Origin of the sequence: Chryseobacterium camelliae (assembly GCF_030818575.1) — a bacterium.
GTDB lineage: Bacteria > Bacteroidota > Bacteroidia > Flavobacteriales > Weeksellaceae > Chryseobacterium > Chryseobacterium camelliae_A.
Map to the genome: position 1 here is coordinate 991,599 of NZ_JAUTAL010000001.1, position 21,854 is coordinate 1,013,452.

Sequence of the window (21,854 nt, forward strand, 5' to 3'; positions counted from 1 at the left end):
CCTGGTTCTTGAATCTTGACTCTCTAATAAAAAAGAAAAATGGCAAAACGTACAGATATAAAAACAATTTTAGTTATCGGTTCCGGACCTATCATCATCGGTCAGGCGGCTGAATTCGATTATGCGGGAACGCAGGCGTGTCTTTCTCTTAAAGAAGAAGGCTATAAGGTTATCCTGATCAACTCCAACCCGGCAACGATCATGACGGATGTTGAAATCGCGGATAAAGTTTACATCGAGCCGATTTCCCTTCAGTTTGTAAGTCACATCATCAGAAAGGAGCGTCCGGATGCGTTATTACCGACGCTGGGAGGACAGACCGGACTGAATATGGCGGTAGAGCTGGAGAAATCCGGTATCCTGGAAGAGTGTAAGGTAGAAGTATTGGGTACCAAGCTTTCAGCGATCAACAGAGCGGAAGACAGGGATCTGTTCCGTGAACTGATGAGGGAGCTGAACGAGCCGGTGCCTGAATCGGATATCGTGAATACTGTAGAGGGAGCCTTAAGGTTTGCAGAAGAAATAGGGTATCCCGTAATTGTTCGTCCGGCTTTCACCATGGGTGGAACAGGAGGCGGAATCGCTTCCAATGAAACAGAACTGAAAGAAATTGCAGAATTGGGATTGAAACACAGCCCGGTAACGCAGTGTCTGATTGAACGGTCAATCGCAGGCTTCAAGGAAATTGAATATGAGGTAATGCGTGATGCCAACGACAATGCGATTGTAGTGTGTAACATGGAAAACATCGACCCGGTGGGTGTGCATACAGGAGATTCCATCGTAGTTGCGCCTTCCCAGACCCTTTCAGACAGAGAGTATCAGATGCTGAGGAACGCTTCCCTGAAAATCATCAGGGCGTTGGGAATTGAAGGGGGGTGTAACGTACAGCTGGCATTGGATCCGCATTCATTCAACTATTATATCATCGAGGTAAACCCTAGGGTTTCCCGTTCATCCGCTTTGGCATCAAAGGCTACAGGTTACCCGATCGCAAAGATTGCTGCGAAAATAGCGGTAGGACTTACCCTTGACGAAATTATGAACCCGGTAACCGGAAAAACATACGCCTGCTTCGAGCCGGCTCTGGATTATGTGGTAACAAAATTCCCTAGGTTCCCGTTCGATAAATTTGAAACGGCAGACAGAAGATTGTCTACCCAGATGAAAGCCACCGGTGAAGTAATGGCTATCGGAAGAAATTTCGAGGAATCTTTGCAGAAGGCCATCCGTTCCCTGGAAACAGGAATCAGGCACTTAGGACTGAAAACCAAACAGGCTCAGGCTTTAACGGCAGAAGAGATTGAAAGAAGAATCAGGGTCTGTGATGACGAAAGATTGTTCATCATCGGTGATGCTTTAAGAAGAGGGTATGACTGGGAACAGATCGTAGAATGGAGTAAAATAGACAAGTTCTTCATCTGGAAGCTGAAAAAGCTGGTGGATTTCGAAAAAACGATTGCCGAAAATAAATTCAGCAAAGAAATTTTGCTGGAAGCTAAAAAATTAGGCTTTGCAGATTTAAATATCGCTCACCTCTGGGACGTTACGCAAAGAGAAGTATTCAATTTCAGAAAGGAAAACGGAATCATGCCGGTATATAAAATGGTAGATACCTGCGCTGCTGAATTTGAATCTGAAACCCCTTATTTCTACGGAACTTACGAAGAAGAAAATGAAAGTGTGGTTTCAGACAAAGAAAAAATCATCGTACTGGGCTCCGGACCGATCAGGATCGGACAAGGGGTTGAGTTTGATTACGCGACGGTTCACTCAGTTTGGGCAATTAAAGAAATGGGTTACGAAGCGATTATCATTAACAATAACCCGGAGACGGTTTCCACAGACTTCTCCATTTCAGATAAATTGTACTTCGAGCCGCTGGCAGAGGAAGATGTGATGAACATCATCGAACTCGAAAAGCCAAAAGGAGTCGTGGTGCAGTTCGGGGGTCAGACCGCAATTAACCTGGCAGATAAATTAGCTTCACACGGAGTCCAGATTTTAGGGACTACGCTGGAAGATCTGGACAGAGCGGAAAACAGGGATAAATTTGAAAAGGCGCTTCAGGAAATGCAGATTCCTCAGCCACTTGGGAAGACATCTGTTTCAAAAGAAGAAGCGATCAAGATTGCCAACGAAATCGGATATCCGGTATTGGTTCGGCCAAGCTACGTTTTAGGAGGACGTGCCATGGAGATCGTATATACGGAAACGGAACTGGCCCACTATATGGAAAATGCGGTGGAAGCTAGCCCTGAACATCCGGTGTTGGTCGACAAATACATGGTTGGAAAAGAAGTTGAGGTAGACGCCATCTGCGACGGTGAAACGGTAGTGATTCCTGGAATCATGGAGCACATCGAAAGAGCAGGAGTGCACTCCGGAGACTCTATCGCAGTATATCCTCCCCAGAATATTTCACAAAGCGAAATCGACACGCTGGTAGATTATACGAAAAGACTTGCCAAAGGACTTAATGTAATAGGACTGATGAACATCCAGTATGTCTTATTTGAAGGCAATGTATATGTGATCGAGGTTAACCCGCGTTCATCAAGAACGGTTCCTTTCTTATCTAAAATCACGGATGTTCCGATGGCTAACCTGGCGACCAAAGCAATCCTGGGCCAGAAACTGAAGGATTTAGGTTACGAAAGCGGGCTGGTTCCGAATAAAGAAGGGGTGTTTGTAAAAGTTCCGGTATTCTCTTTCTCAAAACTCACAAAAGTGGACATCTCCTTAGGACCGGAAATGAAATCGACCGGAGAAGTTATGGGTAAAGATACTACCCTGGAAAAAGCCCTCTACAAAGGACTGGTAGCGGCAGGAAGAAAAGTGCCGATGCACGGCTCCATCCTGTTCACGGTAGCAGATAAGCATAAAGAAGAAGCAGCTGATCTGGCGGCAAGGTTCCATGAAGTGGGCTTCAGGATCTGGGCTACGGAAGGAACGGCTAAATTCTTTGAAGAAAAAGGGATTCCTTGCAAAATAGGATACAAGATCGGAGAGGAAGATGTTAACCTGATCGACCTGATCCAGAAAGGAAAAGTACAGTATGTGGTAAATACCATGACCAAAGGTAAGCAGTCTGAAAGAGACGGATTCCAGATCAGAAGGATGAGCGTTGAAAACGGGGTTCCTTGCTTAACCTCCATGGATACTGTGGAAGCCATCCTGAAAGTGATTGAAAGCATGAGTTTCAAAATGGAGACTATGTAACTTATCTTGAAGAATAGATAACATCATTCTCGATCTTCAATCTATAAATAAAGCACTGTCAGATTAACGACAGTGCTTTAATTTTGGTATATGATTGAAATATTGCTAAAATTTAATATAAATAATGATAAAAATCATTAATAGATTTTATTTAGAAAAAATAAAAATAATAAATTTACGGAAATTTATATTTATGAATAAAATCATTATCCCTTGTGTATTGCTTTCCGGATTATGCTATGGACAGCAAGAAACATCAGATTCCATAAAATCGGCTAATATTGATCAGGTAGAGATCATAGGAACAAAATCCGTGATTACCGACAAAAGTGAAAGTGTAGGAAGGATACCTCTAAAAAACCTGGAAAATTCTCAGGTATACACAGGCATTACGAGCCGGCTGATCACCCAGCAGAAAATTTACAACCTTGATGATGTGGTAAGAAACGCACCGGGGATCAGCAAAGGAGCAGAAGGTTGGGCAGGAAATGTGATTTATGGCGGTACAGAATATACCAGCCGTGGCTTTCAGACTCAGATAAAGGCCCTGAACGGCCTGGCCAATAATATTGCTGTGGTAGGGGATATTCAGAACGTCTCAAAAATAGAAGTTATTAAAGGCCCTTCGGCAACCCTGTTCGGGAGTATCATTACTTCTTATGGCGGGTTGATCAACAGGGTAACCAAAATGCCGTATGAGCAGCAAAGCCTTTCGGTAGACATGAGTGCAGGAGGCTTCAATTTCGGAAGGGTTGGAGTGGATTTAAACCTACCCGTCAATAAAGAGAAAACCCTGCTTTCCAGGACCAATATTGCCTATAATAATCAGGGAACATTTACGGATAACGGCGGTTATACTCAGAACATTTTTGTAGCACCATCTTTTTCCTATCAGTTAAATGACAGAATTAAAATTGACCTGAATACAGAATTCAATGCTCAAAAAGTTTCCGGAATGGGGTCTAATGTGATGTTTACCCTTACCCCCGCAGTACTGAAGCAATATGTTGCTGCGCTGCTGGCAGGGAATGGTGTCCCGGCTTCCTACATCAGTTCGGTAACTTCAAAAATGCCCTCAACGATTCAGGAAGGTTTCGGAACGAACAGTGTTTCAGATTTCAATTTAGACAGGAAAATGTCCTATTATGATAAAAATCTTGTGTCCAGGTCCACGACATTAAATCTGAACGGAAATGTGGAATACAAGATTTCTGACCGGTGGAAATCTTTAACCTCTATAAAATTCACGCAGGGCAGCGATGACGGATATGAAACCAGGATGATTCTTCTCCCCAATGTGGTAAAAGGCGTTGTTGCAGGATTGCTGTCCGGAAATCTGGCAGGCATTAATTACGGCACACCTGGAGCCGATTATATGGCCAGGATGTCCAGGCGGTTTGAAGATGCTTTTGAATCCCATCAGATTCAGCAGAACTTCAATGGAGATTTCAAAATCGGAGAACTGAGAAACAGGATGGTAATAGGGCTCGATTACTACCATCAGAATATTCAGTCCACCTGGCGAAACTTCCAGAGCAACAAATATGGTTCACTATTCGGATATCCGTACCAGAATATTTTCGATACGGTTAACATCAAAGAGCCTAATACCAACTATTACAACTTTGAGAGAAACAGGCTGGATGGATTGTACCAAAGTTCGCAGGTGGCAGCCACCATTTTTGGGGGCATTACAAATATATACAGCACCTATATCAATGATGTCCTGAATATCACTGATAATCTGTTGGTTAATGCAGGGTTGCGTTTTGACCGCTTCAATGCTAAAGGAATTTTTGACGGTACCAAGAATGAGTATAAAAACGGATATAATCAGAGCGCATTCTCGCCCAGGTTTGGTATCGTGTATCAGCCGGTTTTAAATAAGATTTCAATCTTCGGAAATTACCAGACCGGATTCTCCAATGTGGGTGGCAATGATGAAAACGGAAATGTCTTTAAGCCGGAACATTCTTACCAATTTGAAACCGGAGTGAAATACGCCTTTTTCAACGGAAATTTTACAGGTACTTTGAGTTACTATACCATAAAAGTGGAAGACAAAGTAAGGACAAATCCTAATAATGCCCTGTTCAATATTCAGGACGGAACCCAGAAAAGTTCAGGTTTTGAAGCAGAAGTTTTAGGAAATGTGACCAAAAACCTGAATGTCATGTTCGGCTATGCATACAACGACAGTGTCTACCAGAAAGCGGATTCTTCCGTGAACGGGTTGAGGCCGGTTTCTGCAGGGGCAAAAAACCAGGCCAATATCTGGGTCCACTACCATTTCGAGAACACGAATTTTATGAGGAACTTCAGTATCGGTGCCGGGGCAAACTATGTAGGCGAAACTTTAGTGATGAATCAGTATCCCGATGGAGCTCTTGTGTCTCCCGCTTATACCCTTGTCAACGCGAAAATATCCTATGACAAGCCTTCGTATTCATTCACAGTAAGGATCAACAATTTAACCAATGCCAATATCTGGACGGGATATACAACGATCTACCCGCAGATGCCGAGGCAGGTTGTGGGAAGTGTTGCACTGAAATTTTAGTTGAATAGATGGCAGACATTAGATGACAGAATTTGATTAAAGATGATAGACGCTGGATTTTGAATTTTAGATTATAAATTTTAGATTTTGAATGATGGATTTTGGATTTTGAATCTTGACGGATATTGAAAAGGGGGTATAATGACTTAGGAAATAAAGGCGTTAAGAAAATAAAGGCTTTGAACGTTAAGAAAATTCTTCTGTCCGAAGCGCGGCACAGAAATACAAAGACAGTGCAAACAGTTTATCCGCGCAAGTTTAGAATTTTTAGAGAACAGCGTTTATTTTTAGCCTTTTTTTCCCGTCTTGAACTTTTGTTTCTTTTGTTTGACTACGTCAAATCTTCGATTTCAAGACAAAAGAAAAGGGAGAGAAAAAAGCGGCAAAAATACGTTGGCTGGCTGATCATAAAATTAAGGCTGAAATCATAACAGGGTTATTAAAAGAAGAATAGATCAGGAATCTATAATTGATGTTAAAATTGCGTTGTGGAACCACAAAAGAGTGGATATTAGGATATTTTTACCTGTTATTGACAACTTTTCAAAATTTTATTTTCTTCTTCTAACTGTTTGTTCTTTGCCTTTAGCATTTCTATGTAATCTATTAAAAATTTGTGGGATTTTTACATCAACAGTTTCAAAATCGTTTTTCTGTGAAGATTGTTTATCCGTATTAATAACAATGATTAGCTCTTCTTCATAAATATCTTCAAGCGTTACCTCTAGTTTCTTTGCAAGTAATATCCATTCCCTTTTGAAAATTTTTGTGGTTCCGCGTTCCTTTCTGCTATAGTTTGATTGAGTCATGCCTACTAAGTGAGCCACTTGTTCCTGAGATAATCCTTTTCTAATCCTTACTTCATGCAATTTTGATTTTAACATATGCCGTTTATACTTATTGGAACAAATGTATAAATAATTCTAATATGAATGAAATATGCATAAGTTTTGCATAAGAATTACTTCCATTATAATGCGTTTTTTTTAGTTTTGAAATACCAATACTGGTACAGAACAATAAAGAAAAAGTTATGAGAAATTTAAAAAAAATTTCAAGAAATGAGTTAAAGTCAATATCTGGTGGCAAAAAACTTCCGACAGATCCAACTCAGAAATGTGGTCCAATTTATTGCTACGATACGGCAACATGTTGTATGCAAAATGATTATTATTATTGCCAAAATGAAGGAGGCAGTTGCAAATAAAAAAGTAGAGTTGTAATTATTTACAACTCTATTTTTTTAATAAATCAATTTCAATAATATTATTTTCTTTTTTCATTTTTTCCTTTTCTTTATTTTCGATTTCCTTTAAAATTTCATTTGCCGTGCGCATCTTTCCATTTTTATCTGGCTGATCTTGAATTTTACCTATGAGATCAGCAATAGGATTCTTTCTGAAATTATTAAAAGCCTGAACATATTGTAAATAGCTTATTTTAGGGGGAGCTTGATAATAGTCAGTACCGGGATAAACAAAGTCTTGAGTAAATTTCCCAATGCTCTTTAATTCAAAGATGTGTTGCGCTTTATCATCCTCTATTCTTAAAATAAGTCCAGGCAACCCTTTAAATTTATAAGGTCCATCCTGGATTGGAATTTCTGCCGAAAACCAGGCAATCCATTTTCTTCCCGCAAAAGTAACAGTTGCTTTTTGAACTTTGAAATCTAATATTGTACTGAATTCCGGCAAAAGTTTCCAGGTTAATTTTCGATCATCTTTAACTAAAAAACGATTTGTACCTACAAAGGTTATATAATCGATGTCATTATTATCTGAATACTTAATAACTCTATCAGATATCATTTCCTTTTCCAATTGGTAAGGTTTAAAAATTTTCTTCTTATGATCTTCCACCCGGACAGAATCTAATTTCATCCTATCCAGACTGTAAAATTCTGATTTGTTTTTCATGATATCCAGGATCATAATTTCAGATCGTTTGCTTTTTATATCGGTAGAATCCGGAATAAAAGTATATTCATATGCAAACCTGCTATTTTGAGCAATTAGATTGGATGCTAAAAAGACAAAAGAAATTAATAACGTTCTGACTCTATGAGAAATCATATTTTTTTTGTAAAAATATTTTATTTTTATCATATATGGATGTGTTACTATGCTAGTGTAAGAGCAGGTATGCATATTTAACTTCTAAAAAACGATTATAAAGAGAATTTTTCCGAAAGTTAAAATTATCTGAGTTGTGGAATGATATTCTTTTTTGAATTCGTATTTTTAAACAAAAATTTATCACGTGAAGAAGTTAGTATTCGCAGTTTGCATATCAGCATCTGCATTAAGTTTTGCTCAGGATTATTCAGTGCCTGCGGTGAGTCCGCGCCAGAAAGTGGAGCAACAATTTTCCATGTCTAAAATTACTGTGGATTATGGGAGACCGGGGGTAAAAGGAAGAAAAATTTTTGGGGAACTGGTGCCTTACGGACAGGTTTGGAGAGCGGGAGCCAACTCGTCTACTAAAATTACTTTCGGGCAGTCGGTGAATTTTGGCGGAAAGATTGTTCAGGCCGGAACATACGGACTGTTTATTGTTCCTACTGAAAAAGAATGGAAGGTAATTCTTAATAAAGACTTTCAGCAGTGGGGTGCCTATACCTACGATCCTAAACAGGATGTGGTAGATGTTACCGTTCCGGTGAACAAGTTAGCAGATAAGCAGGAATGGTTTGAAATTACCCTGGATCCTATGGATGAAAATTCAGGAAACCTGGTGATTAAATGGGATATGGCAGAGGCAGAAGTTCCTATTAAACCCGCAAAACCAGAAGCCGTAACCAAAATTGCCGACAAGTTGAAGGAAATTAAGAAAATTGAAGCTGACGCAGCCAAAACAAAAGGCTAGACATTATTCACATAAAAAAACAACAAATACAGATGAAATTTTCAGTTCAGACCATCCTTGAAAATCAGGACTATAAATTAATCCCCTTAGAGCAAGGGGATTTTGAATCTCTATACGAAGTAGCTTCAGATCCTAACGTCTGGGAGCAGCACCCTAACAAAGACCGTTATCAGCGGGAAGTCTTCAAGGTTTTTTTTCAAGGAGCCATGGATAGTAAGGGAGCATTTAAAATTGTGGAAAAAGCGACCGGAAATATCATTGGAAGCAGCCGTTATTACGCTTACAATGAAGAAGACAACAGCATCTTCGTAGGATATACGTTTTACGGGACAGCATTCTGGGGAAAAGGGATCAACCCGCAGATCAAGAAACTGATGCTTGATTACGTTTTCCAGTTTGTGGATAAGGTTCATTTACACGTAGGAAAGGATAATATGCGTTCCCGTATCGCGGTGGAGAGGCTTGGGGCAGAAAATACTGGTGAACTGGAAGTAGCCTACATCGGTGAACCAACAAGGACGAATATTGTTTATCAAATCAAAAAAGAAAATTGGCTATGAAAAAATACACCATCCAGCAAACGCCCTTTGTAGTTCCCACTACAGACGGCAAGCTGATCGAAGAGCATTGGGGAAATTCAACCGGAAATGCGGAAGTATCCATTGCCCACATGGTTGCACCAGCCGGGTGGAGCGAACCGCATCAGACCCCGGAATTTGATGAGTTTACATTTATTATTTCAGGGAAAAAGCAGTTTGAAATTGATGGCGAAACGGTTGTCCTTGAGAAGGGACAGAGCATCAGGATCGGTAAAGGAGCGAGGATACGATACAGCAATCCTTTCCCTGAAGAATGCGAGTATCTGTCGGTATGCCTTCCTGCATTTTCTATGGAATCTGTACACAGGGAAGAAGAGGGGGTAGATTGAGGGAACATAATACGGATTAAATACGGTAATTAATGTATTTTTAAATCACTTAAATTGGATTAAAATTAGTTGTGCTGAATGGGAAAACTTCTTAAATAGCTTTTAAATAAGAGTTTTTCATTAATTATGTTTCAGGGATGTGAATTATTTCGTATGTTCGCGGCTGAAAAACTGACAACTAATTTTCTATATATGAAGAACATTTTACCCGTTGCCCTGTTGCTGGGCGTTGCTGTTTCTTTAACCTCGTGTGCAACTATCATTACCGGTACGAAAGATAAAATATCTTTTACCTCAAGCCCGGAAGGTGCCAAAGTGATCCACAAAGGAATTGAAAAGTGCATCACTCCGTGTACAGCTGAAATCCCGCGATCATTGAGCAAGCAGATGGTAACCTTCGAAAAAGAAGGATACAACAGCAAAGAAATGAAGCTTACGAAGACCTTTAATCCGGTAACATTGGTTAATATCGTTTTAGGCGGAGCTATTGGAGTGGGAATTGATGCTGCTACAGGATCACTGACCAAGTATTCCCCTAAAGCCTATACCGTAGAGTTGGAGGCAAAACAATAATCAGTATAACAATATAACAGTGTAACAGTATACCCATGATGAAAATTGATGTATTGTTACACTGTTACACTGTTACACTGATCCATTGCTTCATTATTTAAGGATTTCTTTCAGAAACATCAATGTATGGTTCCAGGCTCTTTTGGCCATTACAGGATTATAGTCGGGGGATTTCGGGTCTGTAAACGTATGCTTGGAGTGCGCATAGGTAATGATCTGCCAGTCGGCATTTCCCTCATTCATCTCTTTTACCAGATTGTCATAATCTTCCCTGGAAACGCTCTGATCATCTGCCGGATGTTCCACCAGGATTTTTGCAGCTAATGGTCCGTTGGTTCTGGACTGGTCCTTGGCCAGGCTTCCGTGGATGGATACTGCACCTACAACAGGAAGTTTTCCCCTCGCAGATTCCAGGGCACCCGTACCTCCGAAGCAATAACCGATAACGGCAATTTTTTCAGGAATAGCCCCGTTTTTCTTCAGCTGTTCCAGTGCCAGACTGATCCTTTTCTGATAGGCTTCAAAATTCTGTTTGTAATATCCTGAAGTTTTCGCCGCTGCAGCATTGTCGGCAGGAACATTTCCTACACCGTAAATATCTGCGATAAATGCCACGTAGCCTTCTTTCTCAAGTTCCGTGGCTGCATTTCTGGCCTCATCGTCAATTCCTTTCCATGCAGGAAGGATAAGGACGCCCGGAAGCTTTTTTCCGGCATTGGATGTTACCAGTCCGCTGAGTTTCTGAGCACCGTCCTGGTAGTTTACAGTTTTAAGCTTCTGGCTGAATACAGTCCCTGAAGCCATCAAAATTCCGGCAAGTAAAATTGAACGTATCATATAGGTAATTTGTGTGGGTTGATTGTATTGCTACTGATCAAATTTTACGCCTAAATCAATCAGTTCCTTTTCCAGGTCTGTTTCAGGCGTGATATGCACCGTATGGAAACCCAATGACTTTGCGGTTTCTATATTTTTACCATTGTCATCTATAAACACGGATTCTTCTGCCTTGATCTGGTACCGGTCAAGAAGAAGATGCCATATTTTCGGGTCAGGCTTGATCAGCTTTTCCGTTCCGGAAACTACGATCTTGCCTTTAAAAAGCTTGAAGAAATCATAATTTTCCAGCGCATACGGAAATGTTTCATCAGACCAGTTGGTCAGTCCGAACAGTTCGTAATTCGTATTCGCAAGTTTTTTCAGAACTTCCACATTATGAGGGATGTCGCTTTTCAGCATTACCGGCCAGTTATCGTAATAAGCTCTGATTTCCTTTTCCCATTCAGGGAATTTTTTAATCTGGATTTCTGTGCCTTCAGCAAGCCTTCTCCCGCGGTCCTGTTCTTCGTTCCATTCTGTCTGGGCGATGTTTTCCAGGAAATATTCCATCCTTTCATCATCGTTGAAATAGGTCTTAAAAAAATACCTTGGATTCCAGTCCATCAGGACTCCGCCAAAATCGAAAATAATGTTTTTGATTGCCATAATTGTTTTTATTAATCTGTTGTGTTTTTTTATTGCTTGTAAAACCTGTACTGCCCGTCTTCATACCGTGCATGGATATGGTGCAGGCCGTTGGTGAGTATAATTTCTTCCGCCCCGATGATTGAATTGTACCGGGCGGTCTGCTCAAATGTTTTTTCCGTTAATTTAACCTGGGGTGCCTTACATTCCACCAGGATCTTGGGCTGTGTTTTTTCGGTTACCATAAGGTCTATTCTCTTGGTGAGTCCGTTCAAAATAATCTTTTTCTCCGTAATCAGTGCCGAAGCGGCATAAGATTTTACGGTAAGGTAATAATGGATCCAGTGCTGGCGCACCCATTCTTCAGGAGTAAGCAAAAGGTAGGTTTTCCGGATGGGATCATAAATAAAAAACTTATCTTTGTCCTGCTTGAATTTAAAATCAAAAGTTTCCTGAAAATTCAGTTTTGGAAGTTCCATTAATACGATGAAAGAATTAGATTTAATCCTCAAAAATATTAAAAATAAAGAAGTTTTACCGATTTATTTTTTTCACGGAGAAGAGCCTTACTTTATTGATGTCGCTGTGAAAGCTCTGGAACACGACTTTCTTACCGAAGATGAAAAAGCATTTAACCAGACCGTAGTCTATGGAAAAGATACGTCCTACCAGGACATCCTTTCACTCGCCAGGCAGTTTCCCATGATGGGGGATAAGCAGGTAATCATTGTGAAGGAAGCCCAGGACCTGAGGCTGAACGATGAAGAAAACAGGATCCTGGAAGCCTATGCGGAAAACCCCGTTCCTTCCACCGTACTCGTATTCGCCCACAAGCACAAAAAACTCGACAGCCGTAAGAAAGCGGCCAAAGCCCTGGACAAAGCCAAAGCACTCTTCCTCAGTGAATCAATAAAGGAAAACAACCTTCCGAAATGGATTGCCGATGAATGCACAAAGCTGAACATCAAAACCGCCCCGAATATCGCTCACCTCCTTGCAGAATATATGGGGAACAACCTTTCCAGGATTGCCAATGAGCTGAATAAAATGAAGATCATCGTGAAAGAAGGACAGGTGCTGGACGGAACCATCGTTGAAAACCACATCGGGATCAGTAAGGAATACAATATTTTCGAGCTTCAGAAAGCTTTAGGTACCAAAAATGCCAATGCCGCATTCCGGATTGCTTACTTTATGGGGAAAAACCCGAAAAATAATCCTTTCGTCATGATGCTGTCCAGCCTTTACAATTATTTTTCCAATGTCATCATCTACCAGACCATGACCGGGCAGCCGCAACAGGCCATTGCTTCCGAAATGGGAGTCCATCCTTATTTCATCAAGGATTATGCAGAATCTGCCAGGCTGTATCCTCTGAAACACGCAACGAGGGTTATCTCTATTTTACGGGAGTTCGATATGAAAGGGAAGGGCCTCGGTGCCGTGAACATGACGGAAGCGGAGCTCATCAAGGAGCTTGTGTATAAGATTATTCATGTGGATAAGATTAAGATGAAAGTGTAGGAGTAGTCAAGAGCCAGGAGTCAAGAGTCAAGAGCCAAGAACCAAGAGCCAAGAATCAAGAACCAAGAGTCAAGATTTTAGATTAAAGATGATAGACGGATAGATGATGGACCGTATACTTTGATTTTAAATTTTGGCTTTTTAATTTTAGATATCAAAATCGTATTATTTTTCTTCTTTTCTTTTGTCTCTAAATTGAAGATTCAATGCGCCTCGCTCTTCGGACAGAAGAATTTTCTTAACGTTCGCAGCTTTTATTTTCTTAACGCCTTCCTTTCCTAGGTCGTAGTTTATTGCCTGCTATTCAATATTCGTCAAGATTCAAAATCCAAAATCCAAAATTTAAAATTTATAATCTAAAATTCAAAATTACATTCCTTTGCTTTCTTTGGTCGTAGTTTATTGCCTGCTATTCAATATTCGTCAAGATTCAAAATCCATCATTCAAAATCTAAAATTTAAAATTTAAAATCTAAAATTCAAAATCACATTCCTCTGCTTTCTTTGGTCGTAGTTTATTGCCTGCTATTCAATATTCGTCAAGATTCAAAATCCAAAATCCAAAATCTAAAATTTAAAATTTAAAACCTCCATTGACAGCAAACATATCTCATATTGACAACTATCATTAAAATAACTTTAAATAAAGGATAAAAATTCCGAAATTAGCGGCCTGAATTTAAATCTTTTTGACAAAGACATTATGGAGCAAAACATTTTAGATTGTGTGATCATAGGATCGGGACCTTCCGGTTTTACAGCAGCCATTTATGCGGCAAGAGCAGACCTGAAACCTGAATTGTATACAGGCCTGGAGCCGGGCGGACAGCTGACCACCACTACAGAAGTTGAAAATTTCCCTGGATATCCAGCCGGCATTACCGGCCCTGAAATGATGATGGATTTGCAGAAGCAGGCAGAAAGATTTGATACCAAAATACATTACGAAATGATTACCAGAGCGGAATTCTCCAAAGAAGTAGGAGGGATCCACAAGGTATACGCAGGAAATAAAGAAATCCTGGCCAGAACGGTAATTATCTCTACCGGCGCTACAGCCAAATATCTCGGACTGGATGATGAAAAGAAATATGCTGGAGGAGGGGTTTCCGCCTGTGCTACCTGCGACGGATTTTTCTACAGAGGAAAAGATGTAGTTGTGGTAGGTGCTGGAGATACTGCCGCAGAAGAGGCAACATACCTGTCCAAACTGTGCAATAAAGTAACGATGCTGGTAAGGAAAGATGTTTTCAGGGCTTCAAAAACCATGGTGCACCGTGTTGAGAATACCCCGAATATTGAGGTGAAATTCAACCATGAACTGATCGGGATTGAAGGAGAAAACAACCTGGTGGAACGAGCCATCGTGATCGATAACCAGACACAGCAGGTTTCTACCATCAGTGTAGATGGTATCTTCATCGCCATCGGTCACAAACCGAATACCGATGTTTTTGCCGGACAGATTGACCTGGATGAAAACGGATACATCGTGACAGAAAAAGGAACGGCAAAAACCAACCTTCCGGGAGTTTTTGCTGCAGGAGACGTTCAGGACCATATCTACAGACAAGCCATTACGGCAGCCGGAAGCGGATGTATGGCGGCGATGGATGCTGAAAAATATTTAGGCGAATTGGAGTAATACATGCTCTCTTGATATACAAGATAGGCTGCTTTTTGAAAAGCGGCCTTTTTTCTTCTCAAACCTCATAGGTTTTTAAAACCTATGAGGTTTTCCCGTAGCAGCAAAATTTAAGACGACAGCAGAGGTAGGTGCAGGATAAAAATAGTGATGAAAACATCTGTTCTTTCCTCTCTAAACCTTCAAGGGTTTTAAAACCTTGAAGGTTTCCCAACTAGAGATCAACTATTTCTAAACCTAACGGGTTTTGGAAACCCGTTAGGTTTTTTCACCACAAATTAAGCCTGTAAAGGTTAAATACCGAATACACATTTCATCAGCAAAACTCCACCCTTTACTTTATCAATCTCTTTTGTCCAGGATATAAAAAAAAAACCTGCGTAATCTGCACCATCAACGAGCAAAAAAATGAAATGATCTGATATGCATTCAAACCTCATAGGTTTTAAAAACCTATGAGGTTTTCCCATCGCAGCAAAATTTAAGACGACAGCAGAGGTATGTGCAGGATAAAAATGATGATGAAAACATCTGTTCTTTCCTCTCTAAACCTTCAAGGTTTCCATTAGAGATCATCTATTTCTAAACCTAACGGGTTTTGGAAACCCGTTAGGTTTTTTTTACCACAAATTAAGCCTGTAAAGTTTAAATACCGAATACACATTTCATCAGCAAAACTCCGCCCTTTACTTTATCAATCTCCTTTGTCCAGGATACAAATAAAAAATCTGCGTAATCTGCACCATCAGCGAGCAAAAAATAAAATGATCTGACAGGCATTCAAACCTCATAGGTTTTTAAAACCTATGAGGTTTTTTTCACCACAAGATAAGCCTGTACAGATAAAATGAAGGACAATCTCCATCCGCAAACCCTCACCTTTCGCATTATTCACCTTCTTCGTACTCTTCACCCTCTTTACTTTCTAAAAAAGCCTTCCTCCGTTCCAGAATTATAAACCCGGCATCCAGCATCTTCATCAGATGGATATAGGGTCCCACCATATTCTTTTCCGGTCCGCAGCGGTAGGCGCCGAGGGAAAAGTAGACCATCCCGCCCAGGAAATAATCAAATTCCTTGACTTTATAATCGATGAAAGCGGAATGAAAAACCAGCAGGGGATTTTGGTATTCTGAATCGGAAAGAAAGCCCTGCATGATTGGGGATGAGGTTTCAGCTGAATTCCTGACCATCCATTTTTTGCTTTCATCCGAAGAAAATACCCGGCACGGATGAATGATCGCATCGACTGGTGGAAATGGACCATCACGGAAAGGTCTTCATTGATCCAGTCTCTTTTCTGTACGGCATACTGCATGATGGTGTTCAAAAGGTCTTTGGCTGTGGTGAGGTCAACAGATTGGAAGAAATGTTCCATCATTTTCAGGCTGGAATGCTTTTTAGGGCTTGGTTTCAGCCGGGATTGTAAATCTGTGGTTTCTTTTTTCATACTATGTTTTTTTTGTGTTGATGAGGTTCCGGTTGTGCATAGGAATTCCCGGAACGGTTTGTTTTTATTAACTGTTCTTTTGTAACGGCAAACTTAAAAGCAAGTTATTGATGTTTTAAAAAGCTTTCCTGATGCCCATTGGCGGAGAAAATAACCGGGTAACCAAAGGATCAAAAGCAGTGGCCTCCGGGCACCGGAAAGCATAAGACATACACGGCTGCAAGCCGGTACATCCTAAAAAACACACTTAACACTTATATAACACTCTATCGTTGAGAAGGATCGGCTTAGAATATTTGTAGATACAGCGGACTGCATGAAATAAAAACGGCGTGGAGTTCTACAATATCTAAACTGAGGTACTGGTATACCTTGACACAGATAAGAGAACTCACGCCTAGGTCGTGAGCTTCCTGCTTATCGTCTCGTGTCAAAAAATTACCAGTTTTCAGTTTGAGATTCTAAGCAATAGCTTCTTTTGTTCGTTGAAGTATCGCAAAATTACATCTTTAGATGTAATGATTTAGCAAATATAAGTAAAAATAATATCGTAATGCAAGTGCATTACAAATAATTCTAATTATTTTACAAAATTGCTGTATGGCAAGATTAAGCGAAGAAGATAAAGTGTTAAGAATTCAGATTGCAAAACGCTTAAAATCTTTGAGAGAGAACTCAGGAGATATTCAAGCAAAGTTTGCCACTGAAAATGAAATGGACCGTCAACTTTTGAATAGTTGGGAGAATACCAACAATGACAGAGGTATGACTATTTATAGTATAAATAGAATTTGCAAAATCATCAATATAACATTGAAAGACTTTTTTGATGACCCACTATTTAAATAGGTCCTGAAAACAACTAAGATCTTTTTAGGTTTGATATTTCCAAATAGCTTTCTCATGATTTTTTAGAAAAAATCTATATATGACTGAAAAGGATAATTTGTTATTAAGGCTTGGAAATCATGTTCGTAAACTTAGAAAGGAAAGGCTTAAGTCAAGATATAGTTGTGGCAAACAGTTCTACATGGGCTAAAGCAAAGCTCAATGATATAGAAAACAGAAAAACAAATCCGGAATTTACCACTATAAGATTTAGTTAAAGGCTTAGGTATTTTACCTGTTGAGCTTTTAAGATATGATTTTAATGAAAAAAATTAGTGAATAAATTTCTATAAACAGGCTTAAATATACTCAGCCCAAAATCAAACAGCCTTACCATCAAAACAAAACCCTCCGGGCAGGGAGGGTCAATAACTTAAACTTTAAATAAAACCACGGAATGAAGTCGTGATGATGCAAAGATAGCAGAGATAATGATACCGCAACATCCGTAAAAACCCGGATATTTTAAGCGTACTTTTTATCTCATACGTTCATTGTGCCGCCAATATTTCTACAAAACCGGTAATGCTTCGTTTGAATTTTATAAACTTCTGTTTGAATTCTATATCATGGTTAATCCTGATGTTTTTTAATTTAGTAGGATCTTATACACACATAAACAATTAAAAATCAAAGTGATGAATAAACGTTTCGACAACAAGAAGATTCTTATTACTGGCGGTAACAGCGGCATTGGTCTTGCCGGGGCAAAACGCCTGACTGAAGAAGGAGCAACGGTAATTATTACCGGTAAAAACAAAGAACGCTTAGCAGAGGCCAAACAGTTTCTGGGCAGCAATACCATTGTTATTGAAGATGATCTTTCAGACGGGAAGTCTGCGGAAAGAATTGTTCCGGTGGTGGAAAAAATAGGCGGGCTCGATGGGCTTTGGCTGAATGCCGGCTTTGCCTCCGGAGGAGAACTGCAGGTGCTGGATATGGAAACCATTACCGGGATGTTTAATGTCAATGTTTTTGCCCCGATGCTTCAGCTGGCTGCATTGTCCCCTTTGCTGAAAGAGGGAAGTGCTGTCCTGGTGACTTCATCAACGGCGGTGTACGAAGGCCTGGCCGGCGTTTCATTGTACAGCGCAACGAAAGGAGCGGTTTTATCGGCCGCCAGAAGCTGGGCGTCCGAGCTTGCTCCCAGAAAGATCCGCGTAAATACATTGGTTCCGGGTCCCATCAAATCCAACCTGCGTGCCGGGCTGCCCCCTGAAATGAAAAAAGAACTGGAGGACCACCTGGCCGAAACACTTCTTCTGAAACGCATTGGCGAACCTGAAGAAGCGGCTGCACTGGCATTATTTTTACTGTCCGATGAAGCCAGTTTCATCACCGGGTCTTCTTATCTGGTGGACGGTGGATATCTGCTGACCTGACTTTAGACAGGACCCTTTACGGTTGATCATGCTGAGGGTTCCTATCAACTTTCAGGGATTGGGATGCAATATAAGCATGGCTAATGCGGCACAGATCTGATAGTAATATTTTTTAGCTTTGTAAAAAAAATATGAACATGGATGCAGTCTTTAAAGCGTGGGAAACGAGCAGAAGGACATATTTGGGTTTATTCGAAAAGTATTCGTTAGAACAGCTGAATACGATTCCGGATGGTTTTAATAATAACCTTATCTGGAATATCGGGCACATCATCGCTACGCAGCATAAACTGATTTATATCGGTTCGGGCCAGGAAGGGTATCTTTCGGATGAACTTTTTAATCGGTATCAATCCGGCACATTTCCTAAATCACCCGTTGCTCAGGAAGAGGCGGATACCCTACAGGAACTGCTGATTTCACAGATTGAACCCACGATCCGTGATTTCAACAAAGGTATTTTCGGAAGCTATACCGAGCGTACAACCGGTATAGGCTTTCATCTGACATCTGTCTACGATGCCTTTGAGTGTAATAATTTCCATGAGGGACTGCACTTAGGTTATATGATGGGCATAAGAAAATTTATTTAAAACCCAGACTGGCATAATACGGCTGAGAACGAATGATCAACATTTGGCTGTACTATTGCTACACAGAAGAATATAACTTCTATTTTCGGTATCAGGCTAGCTTTAAATACCATCTCATTGCGCCGGATACGGATTTTCCACTGCTGAATTTAAAACTGAATTCTGCTGGTACAACGATGCCTTATCCCATACTGATTTTCATTATTCTATTTCTTGACTTTCCAGAGATGAGGCTGATTTTATCATTTTATTTCATCATTCAATAAAATCTCTTATATTTGCATAATACTTGACTAGTCAAGTATTATGCAAATTAAATATGGAAGTTAATATTATATTAAACATGCTGAAAGTTCAGTCTCTCATCACAAAAAAGTTTGATGGCCTGAGCCTTCATGGAATAAGCCTTACAGATTTTATGATCCTGCATATCTTAAGCAGTGTTCCCGGCAATCGCTTAAAGAGAATTGATCTGGCAGAAGGCATTGGTTTAACGGCATCCGGCATTACCCGGATTATTTCGCCTATGGAAAAGATGGGGCTTGTTGTAAAAGAAGCAAACGAAAGAGACGCCAGAGTCAGCTATGTGAAACTCACCTCTGCCGGCGAGCGTGTGTTTAAGGAAGCAAAGGTTACTGCGGCTCACATTTCTAAAAACCTTTTAGCTGGAATATCCAACGATGAACTAAAAGTTTTCGCTTCTCAATTGAAAGGGTTAGGAGGAGACCTGTAATATTAAAACAAACACATGGATAAAAATTATAAAAAACAGTTGAAAGCCAGGTTTCTGGAAAATAAGCCTTTGATGGGAGTTTTAACCATTCTCAATACCGCAGAAAATAAGATATACGTTGCCGGAAGCATGCATTTAACCGCTCTTTCCAATAAGATAAAATTTACACTGAACAGCGGGCAATTTGACAACGTAACTTTACAGGAAGACTGGAAACGGCTTGGTGAAGGGAATTTCGTATTTGATCATCCCATCATCATTGCACCTGAGGAGAATAAAATGATTGACTATAAAAAACAGGTCCAAAAAGCCGGAAATGATATGAAAGAAAAGCTGAGTAAAACAATAGATATATACTGATACGCCAAACAAAACCTATACTTACCCCACGTATGAAGCCGGGAAGCATCTGGCGTTAAAGAAAATCCAGGGTTCTATCGTAAACCTGAACCTGATCCGGTTAAAAGAATTCGCAGATTATTCCGATTTTCCTGATATGGCACCGGAAACAGCGATTTCCGGGTATGATGCTTTTATGAGCTACATACAACTCGCTAAACCATTTGTGGAGCAGGGTGGAGGAGAAATACTTTTGGTAGGAAAGGGAGACCGGTTTCTTATCGGTCCGGAAAATGGGCAGTGGGATATCTGTATGCTGATCAAGCAAAAAAGCGTATCAGATTTTTTCGCTTTCGAGCAGAACCCAGATTATATGAAGATTACAGGGCATCGTTCGGCTTCTATATTGGATTCCAGACTTTTGCCCTTAGAAATGCTATCATTTTAAATAACAGATGGGTTATATTGAACTAAGAAATACCGCTATATATTATCAGATATACGGTGCTGAAAACAAGGATACTATTGTATTGGTTAGCGGTCTGAATACGCAGATGACACGCTGGGAAGCAACATTCGTTAAGATGCTTGCCGACGAAGGGTTCCTGGTTATCTGTTTTGATAACAGGGACTGCGGAAAAAGTACGTTTACAACAGATCGCCATAGCGATACGTTCAATTTTTCGCTGAACAGTTTTTTACAGGACCCCGAAAAATATCCTCCTGCTTATTCTTTACATGATATGGCGGATGACATCAGGGATCTGCTGCAATCGCTGAATATTGAAAAGGCACACATTGTCGGGCGATCCATGGGAGGGATCATTGCGCAGTTATTTGCATCACGGTATCCGGCAATGACTCAGACACTGACCTTATTGATGTCTTCAAGCTTTAATCCGGCTCTTCCGAAACCTGATGATGCACTGGTAAGAAAAATGACCAGCTCATCTGTAAATTTTGAAGATAATCCGGAAGCATACCTGAAAGAAAGAATAGACTTTATGAAAGCTATTTATGGCAGCAGATATATTCTCAATGAAGAAAAAGAGCGGACATTAATTATTGAAGATCAAGTCCGGCAATCTTCTGCAGTCAGGCCTTATCGTCAGATCATTGCCCTCATCAGTTATGTATTTAATCCAGGTCTTCTCACAGATCTTCAGGTACCTGCACTGGTTATACACGGGAACGAAGATCCATTGTTCAGTATTGAACATGCGATTGATTTAAAAAACAATATACCCGGCTGTCAGCTTATCATCAAAAAAGGGATGGGGCACGCGATACCGCAGGCACTGTTTCCATCATTGGTGCAGGATATTTCAAATCTTATCGCTACACAATATGATCAAGGTGAGCAATCGTAATAAGCATATCCGAATATCACCGGCTCTGAATCCGGTACTTTCGAGACTATAATAGTAACTTCTCGACATTTTTTTATCCTAAAAGTCTTTCCAGTAAGTATCTACCAGTATTAATCTTCATTTTTTCGGATAAGCATAGCATTAAAAGGAAGTTCGTAAATATCAGCACGCAAATGCAGTCACTTGAGCTCCTATTGAAGCTCTATAGATGCTGCATCAGTTGTAATAACGTGCTGATATGGCCCAATATCAAAAAATCCATAGGAAAGAATGTAGATTTTCAAACTATCAAATGGAACCTTGAGGTGACTGTTGGTG

General features: G+C 40.2%; 22 protein-coding genes. 16 read left to right on the forward strand and 6 right to left on the reverse strand.

The genetic code is table 11. The features are described from left to right. Positions 1–39: 39 nt before the first annotated feature. Both carB and QE404_RS04515 read left to right on the forward strand, forming a co-directional pair. Complete coding sequence (gene carB, locus QE404_RS04510) at positions 40–3,222, forward strand: carbamoyl-phosphate synthase large subunit (protein WP_307447071.1); 3,183 nt, start codon at positions 40–42, stop codon at positions 3,220–3,222. Positions 3,223–3,415: 193 nt separating this feature from the next. Further along, the gene (locus tag QE404_RS04515; protein ID WP_307447074.1) at positions 3,416–5,782 is read left to right on the forward strand and encodes a TonB-dependent siderophore receptor; all 2,367 of its coding nucleotides are present in this window, start codon (positions 3,416–3,418) and stop codon (positions 5,780–5,782) included. A gap of 551 nt (positions 5,783–6,333) precedes the next feature. Here the strand turns inward: QE404_RS04515 and QE404_RS04520 are convergent. Further along, positions 6,334–6,666: a helix-turn-helix transcriptional regulator gene (locus QE404_RS04520; protein ID WP_307453726.1), complete on the reverse strand. Its 333-nt coding sequence runs from the start codon at positions 6,664–6,666 to the stop codon at positions 6,334–6,336. Positions 6,667–6,815: 149 nt separating this feature from the next. Here QE404_RS04520 and QE404_RS19370 point away from each other — a divergent pair, with 149 nt between their 5' ends. Then, entirely contained in the window at positions 6,816–6,989 is a 174-nt protein-coding gene (locus QE404_RS19370) for a bacteriocin-like protein (protein ID WP_409013988.1), read from the forward strand. A gap of 28 nt (positions 6,990–7,017) precedes the next feature. Here the strand turns inward: QE404_RS19370 and QE404_RS04525 are convergent, their stop codons facing one another. Next, positions 7,018–7,887, reverse strand: a complete 870-nt coding sequence (locus tag QE404_RS04525) for a GLPGLI family protein (protein ID WP_307447080.1) — start codon at positions 7,885–7,887, stop codon at positions 7,018–7,020. A 154-nt stretch (positions 7,888–8,041) separates the two neighbouring features. Between QE404_RS04525 and QE404_RS04530 the strand changes: the two genes are divergently transcribed. From QE404_RS04530 to QE404_RS04545, 4 genes are all read left to right on the forward strand, one after another. Next, on the forward strand, positions 8,042–8,647 hold the full coding sequence (locus tag QE404_RS04530; RefSeq protein WP_307447083.1) for a DUF2911 domain-containing protein: 606 nt from the start codon (positions 8,042–8,044) through the stop codon (positions 8,645–8,647). 32 nt (positions 8,648–8,679) lie between these two features. Further along, positions 8,680–9,207: a GNAT family N-acetyltransferase gene (locus QE404_RS04535; RefSeq protein WP_307447086.1), complete on the forward strand. Its 528-nt coding sequence runs from the start codon at positions 8,680–8,682 to the stop codon at positions 9,205–9,207. Further along, positions 9,204–9,575: a cupin domain-containing protein gene (locus QE404_RS04540; protein WP_307447089.1), complete on the forward strand. Its 372-nt coding sequence runs from the start codon at positions 9,204–9,206 to the stop codon at positions 9,573–9,575. The genes QE404_RS04535 and QE404_RS04540 overlap by 4 nt, the downstream gene beginning before the upstream one ends. Positions 9,576–9,767: 192 nt before the next feature. After that, positions 9,768–10,148, forward strand: a complete 381-nt coding sequence (locus QE404_RS04545; protein ID WP_307447093.1) for a PEGA domain-containing protein — start codon at positions 9,768–9,770, stop codon at positions 10,146–10,148. Positions 10,149–10,241: 93 nt separating this feature from the next. Here the strand turns inward: QE404_RS04545 and QE404_RS04550 are convergent, their stop codons facing one another. Genes QE404_RS04550 through QE404_RS04560 form a run of 3 tightly spaced genes read right to left on the reverse strand, consistent with a single transcriptional unit; the run spans position 10,242 to position 12,091 of the window. Next, the gene (locus QE404_RS04550) at positions 10,242–10,985 is read right to left on the reverse strand and encodes a dienelactone hydrolase family protein (RefSeq protein WP_307447096.1); all 744 of its coding nucleotides are present in this window, start codon (positions 10,983–10,985) and stop codon (positions 10,242–10,244) included. Between the two features lie 30 nt (positions 10,986–11,015). Beyond that, positions 11,016–11,633: an HAD family hydrolase gene (locus tag QE404_RS04555; protein ID WP_307447099.1), complete on the reverse strand. Its 618-nt coding sequence runs from the start codon at positions 11,631–11,633 to the stop codon at positions 11,016–11,018. Between the two features lie 29 nt (positions 11,634–11,662). After that, on the reverse strand, positions 11,663–12,091 hold the full coding sequence (locus tag QE404_RS04560; protein ID WP_307447100.1) for a type I restriction enzyme HsdR N-terminal domain-containing protein: 429 nt from the start codon (positions 12,089–12,091) through the stop codon (positions 11,663–11,665). 7 nt (positions 12,092–12,098) lie between these two features. Here QE404_RS04560 and holA point away from each other — a divergent pair, with 7 nt between their 5' ends. Both holA and trxB read left to right on the forward strand, forming a co-directional pair. Then, complete coding sequence (gene holA, locus QE404_RS04565; RefSeq protein ID WP_307447103.1) at positions 12,099–13,136, forward strand: DNA polymerase III subunit delta; 1,038 nt, start codon at positions 12,099–12,101, stop codon at positions 13,134–13,136. Between the two features lie 703 nt (positions 13,137–13,839). Then, positions 13,840–14,781 carry a thioredoxin-disulfide reductase gene (gene trxB / locus QE404_RS04570; protein WP_307447106.1) on the forward strand — a complete coding sequence of 314 codons (942 nt, stop codon included), beginning with the start codon at positions 13,840–13,842 and terminating at the stop codon, positions 14,779–14,781. A gap of 979 nt (positions 14,782–15,760) precedes the next feature. Here trxB and QE404_RS04575 read toward each other — a convergent pair. Beyond that, positions 15,761–16,231 carry a hypothetical protein gene (locus QE404_RS04575; protein WP_307447108.1) on the reverse strand — a complete coding sequence of 157 codons (471 nt, stop codon included), beginning with the start codon at positions 16,229–16,231 and terminating at the stop codon, positions 15,761–15,763. A gap of 600 nt (positions 16,232–16,831) precedes the next feature. Here QE404_RS04575 and QE404_RS04580 point away from each other — a divergent pair. From QE404_RS04580 to QE404_RS04610, 7 genes are all read left to right on the forward strand, one after another. Beyond that, complete coding sequence (locus QE404_RS04580) at positions 16,832–17,080, forward strand: helix-turn-helix domain-containing protein (protein ID WP_307447110.1); 249 nt, start codon at positions 16,832–16,834, stop codon at positions 17,078–17,080. Positions 17,081–17,757: 677 nt separating this feature from the next. Continuing rightward, complete coding sequence (locus tag QE404_RS04585; protein ID WP_307447112.1) at positions 17,758–18,501, forward strand: SDR family NAD(P)-dependent oxidoreductase; 744 nt, start codon at positions 17,758–17,760, stop codon at positions 18,499–18,501. A gap of 137 nt (positions 18,502–18,638) precedes the next feature. Further along, complete coding sequence (locus QE404_RS04590; protein ID WP_307447115.1) at positions 18,639–19,094, forward strand: DinB family protein; 456 nt, start codon at positions 18,639–18,641, stop codon at positions 19,092–19,094. Between the two features lie 319 nt (positions 19,095–19,413). Beyond that, positions 19,414–19,827 carry a MarR family winged helix-turn-helix transcriptional regulator gene (locus QE404_RS04595; protein WP_307447118.1) on the forward strand — a complete coding sequence of 138 codons (414 nt, stop codon included), beginning with the start codon at positions 19,414–19,416 and terminating at the stop codon, positions 19,825–19,827. A 15-nt stretch (positions 19,828–19,842) separates the two neighbouring features. Beyond that, positions 19,843–20,187, forward strand: coding sequence for a GIY-YIG nuclease family protein (locus QE404_RS04600; protein WP_307447120.1), 345 nt, complete (start codon positions 19,843–19,845; stop codon positions 20,185–20,187). A gap of 136 nt (positions 20,188–20,323) precedes the next feature. Next, entirely contained in the window at positions 20,324–20,614 is a 291-nt protein-coding gene (locus QE404_RS04605; RefSeq protein ID WP_307447122.1) for a hypothetical protein, read from the forward strand. 7 nt (positions 20,615–20,621) lie between these two features. Continuing rightward, a complete protein-coding gene (locus QE404_RS04610) occupies positions 20,622–21,536 on the forward strand; it encodes an alpha/beta fold hydrolase (RefSeq protein ID WP_307447125.1) in 915 nt (304 codons plus the stop codon). Positions 21,537–21,854: the final 318 nt, after the last annotated feature.